A 3,795-nucleotide genomic window follows, 5' to 3' on the forward strand; every position below is an offset into this window, starting at 1 on the left:
GTGTCATGCTTCTCCAGTGCATCCAGTACGGCTGCACGGAGTTCAGTATGTTTCATCTCTTTATTACCATCCTCAGTTGATGCTGCAGCGCATAGCCCAGCTCTTTCGGAAGACGTTCACGCCGTATCCGCTCAATATTTTGTTTAAACGCCGTGGTCAGCGGCACCGCCATCGGGATTTTCACCACATCAATGGGGTAACGGTTTTTCCCAGCCACACGCTGCATGACATGCCACCGGCCATTTTTCAGTTGCTGAATAAACGCGCCGGGAATACGACGGTTACCCACCACAAGCACGCTGCCGCCACCTTTCAGGGATGAACGCTGCCCCTTTTTACGACGCCTGCGGCGCGAAAGGACAACCCGCGCATTACCCAGCTTGATTACGGGCAAATCCCCCCGGTTAACTTTGATTCTGGCCTGCGGATTTTTGACCGTGGCCCTTTTCAGCCTGGCCCTTTCCTTTACCAGTTTCCGGCGTACCTTTGTCTCACGGGCAACCTGTGACGCCGACTGCGATATCGCGGATGAAGCAACGCGGTTAATGGCCATTGCGGCGGCACCAGGCACCGCCGTTTTGCTGATACGGCTGAGGTTTTCAACGGCCTGCTCAAGACCTTTTATGGCCATACATCCCCCTTTCAGCGGCGACGGTTAACGGCAGGCGGTACGCCCCGTCCAAGCCAGAGATGACAACTTCCGCCATCATCCGGCGAAACCCGATCTACCCAGAAATTTTCCTCACCGATGGTCAGCGTGTCTCCACGCCGCAGCTGCCGCACCTCATCAGTCCGGACAAACAGGGACGGGCTGGAGCCTTCAACGCGCACGCCCTGTCCGGCATAGCTGATATTTTCAGGGTCATCAAAAACACCACGTATCACCGCACCTGACTGCTCACCGGATGTAATGGTGGCTGACGTTCCCATGTACCCGCGTATCGTTTCATCGGCGCGGGCAATGGCAGCATCGAACAGGTTATCGAAATCAGCCACAGCGCCTCCCGTTATTGCATTCTGGCCAGGCCGCGCTCTGTCATTTCGGCTGCCACACCGGCAGAGACACGAAACGCCGTTCCCGGCAGCACAAATGCCACAGGTTCATCCCGCGTGGCGTGAAGTGCATCAGTATGCAGCTTCACCAGTGCCACGACCGTGACCAGTTCAGACGTATCCAGAATCACGGTATCCGGCTGCGCTGATCCCACCTCATTTTCATGTCCGGTCAGCACATTTTCCCGGCTGAGAGGGGTGTCCTGACCGGCAGTTTCATCCGTGTCATCAAGCTCCTCTTTCAGCTCTGCCACACGGAGCGCCAGTTCTTCTTTCGTCCCCGTCAGGCTGACATCACGGTTCAGTTGTTCACCCAGCGAGCGGAGACGGGCAATCAGTTCATCTTTCGTCATGGACTCCTCCACAGAGAAACAATGGCCCCGAAGGGCCATGATTACGCCAGTTGTACGGACACGAACTCATCAGGGTCAGCCAGCAGCATCAGCGGTGCTGACTGAATCATGGTGAACTCACGCGCCGGATCGCCGGTGGTCACCCAGTTTTTCGGGTAACGGGCAGAGGCGTTAATGCCTTCGCGCTGTGCGTCCGCATCCTGAATGCAGCCATAGGTGCGCAGACCGCGTGCCTGAGTGTTCCCCAGCACCATCGTGTTGTCCGGCAGGAAGTTCTTTTTGACGCCGTTTTCCACGTACTGTCCGGAATACACGACGATGGCCACATCGCCATACATCCCCTTATAGGACACCGCTTTGCCCAGGTCTTTCACCGCTGTCTCCAGCTCGGAATTAGAGCCACGACGGGTATCCAGCTTCTCCTTGACGGCTTTGAAGGAACGGAACAGCGCCCAGCCTTTCGGATCGAACACGATGATATTCACCACACCGCTGGCGTTCAGCGCGTAGGCTTCGATATCGTCGGTCGGGTCATACGTGGACTTGTCACGCTTGCTCCACTCCGTGCCGCCGGACTGCGTGATGTTATTCTCCTCACTGCGGCCCATATCCACCTCAACCGGATCGAAGGCTTCACCGGTCATGGTGTATTTGCCCTTAAGCACGGCAGAAACTGCCTGCATCTCTTCGACCTGAGCAATGGCCAGCTCTTCGTCACGCATGTTCTGCATGATGATGCGACGGCGGCGGTAAGCCGGGTCCGCCAGATTCTGCGGATCTTCATCCGGCAGGCGACGCAGGGTCATCTGCGGATTCACTTCATGCTTCGGCTTGACATATCCCGGCGTAAATTCAGAGGTGGAGCCGCCACGGGAACGGATAACCTCACCGGAAACAATCGGCGAAACGTACAGCGCCATGTTTACCAGTCCCGGAATTTGTGAGAGATAGACTTTCTCCGTGGTGAAGGGATAGCTCTCACGGAAAAAGAGACGCAGAAACAGCGGATCAAACTTAAATTTCTGCTCATTTGCCGCCAGCAGTTGGGCGGTTGTGTACATCGACATAAAAAAATCCCGTAAAAAAAGCCGCACAGGCGGCCTTTAGTGATGAAGGGTAAAGTTAAACGATGCTGATTGCCGTTCCGGCAAACGCGGTCCGTTTTTTCGTCTCGTCGCTGGCAGCCTCCGGCCAGAGCACATCCTCATAACGGAACGTGCCGGACTTGTAGAACGTCAGCGTGGTGCTGGTCTGGTCAGCAGCAACCGCAAGAATGCCAACGGCAGCACCGTCGGTGGTGCCATCCCACGCAACCAGCTTACGGCTGGAGGTGTCCAGCATCAGCGGGGTCATTGCAGGCGCTTTCGCACTCAATCCGCCGGGCGCGGTTGCGGTATGAGCCGGGTCACTGTTGCCCTGCGGCTGGTAATGGGTAAAGGTTTCTTTGCTCGTCATAAACATCCCTTACACTGGTGTGTTCAGCAAATCGTTAACGGCATCAGATGCCGGGTTACCTGCAGCCAGCGGTGCCGGTGCCCCCTGCATCAGACGATCCAGCGCAGTGTCACTGCGCGCCTGTGCACTCTGTGGTGCTGCGGCCAGAATGCGGCGGGCCGTTTTCACGGTCATACCGGGGGTTTCTGCCAGCACGCGTGCCTGTTCTTCGCGTCCGTGAGCCTCCTCACAGTTGAGGATCCCCATAATGCGGCTGTTTTCTGCCGCAACCGCTGCGGTGATCTGCGCGTTCACGTCCGGCTGCGCCGCGCTGGCGTTCTCGCCCTCCGTCGCTGGCACCACGTCAGTAACGTCAGCCTGCGAAGCAGTGGCTGAAACAGTTGTTGATTGAGTCTCTTTGGTCATTCGCCCTCCTGAGAGACGGGATTTACGTGCATCCAGTGCATCACGCATGACGGTGATCGCATCGGTGCTGTTAACAAGTTCATCAGCCAGTCCGGCATCAATGGCCTCCTGACCGCTGTACACTGCAGCCTCGGTATCCAGCACAACCTGCACGGACAGGCCGGTATATGCCGACACCTTCTGCGCAAACATCTGGCGGGTTGCGTCCATCCGGGACTGCAGTGTCTCCCGGACGTCATCCGGAAGATGGCTGTAGGGGTTGCCATCCACCTTATGGCTGCCGCTGTAAATCAGCGTGATTTCCACACCCTGTTTCTCCAGCGCAGCACCGTAATTACTGTGAGCCATCATGACGCCGATGGAGCCTGTCCGGGCGGTCTGCGTGACCAGACGCCGGGAGGCGGCACTGGCAAGCAACTGACCTGCACTGCAGTTCATGTCGTTGGCAAGCGCCCATACCGGTTTTATGTCACGCACACGGGCGATGATGTCAGCGCAGTCGAATGCCCCCGCCACCATCCCGCCGGGC

The 3,795-nt window shown here is 57.4% G+C and carries 6 protein-coding genes; all 6 read right to left on the minus strand.

Features of this window, described 5'->3' with window-relative positions; genetic code table 11:
• Window positions 1-52: 52 nt before the first annotated feature.
• A complete protein-coding gene (locus J5M57_RS27705) occupies window positions 53-631 on the minus strand; it encodes a phage tail protein (RefSeq protein WP_000975070.1) in 579 nt (192 codons plus the stop codon).
• 11 nt (window positions 632-642) lie between these two features.
• A complete protein-coding gene (locus tag J5M57_RS27710) occupies window positions 643-996 on the minus strand; it encodes a head-tail joining protein (RefSeq protein ID WP_000752979.1) in 354 nt (117 codons plus the stop codon).
• Between the two features lie 11 nt (window positions 997-1,007).
• Complete coding sequence (locus tag J5M57_RS27715; protein WP_000158919.1) at window positions 1,008-1,406, minus strand: DNA-packaging protein FI; 399 nt, start codon at window positions 1,404-1,406, stop codon at window positions 1,008-1,010.
• 41 nt (window positions 1,407-1,447) lie between these two features.
• A complete protein-coding gene (locus J5M57_RS27720; protein ID WP_000063280.1) occupies window positions 1,448-2,473 on the minus strand; it encodes a major capsid protein in 1,026 nt (341 codons plus the stop codon).
• A gap of 55 nt (window positions 2,474-2,528) precedes the next feature.
• Window positions 2,529-2,861 carry a head decoration protein gene (locus J5M57_RS27725; RefSeq protein WP_001297109.1) on the minus strand — a complete coding sequence of 111 codons (333 nt, stop codon included), beginning with the start codon at window positions 2,859-2,861 and terminating at the stop codon, window positions 2,529-2,531.
• A 9-nt stretch (window positions 2,862-2,870) separates the two neighbouring features.
• On the minus strand, window positions 2,871-3,795 hold a 925-nt coding region (locus tag J5M57_RS27730; RefSeq protein ID WP_207872048.1), incomplete at its 5' end, for a S49 family peptidase.

It is taken from the genome of Pseudomonas sp. 86_A, from assembly GCF_017491705.1.
GTDB classification, from domain to species: Bacteria; Pseudomonadota; Gammaproteobacteria; order Pseudomonadales; family Pseudomonadaceae; genus Aquipseudomonas; species Aquipseudomonas koreensis.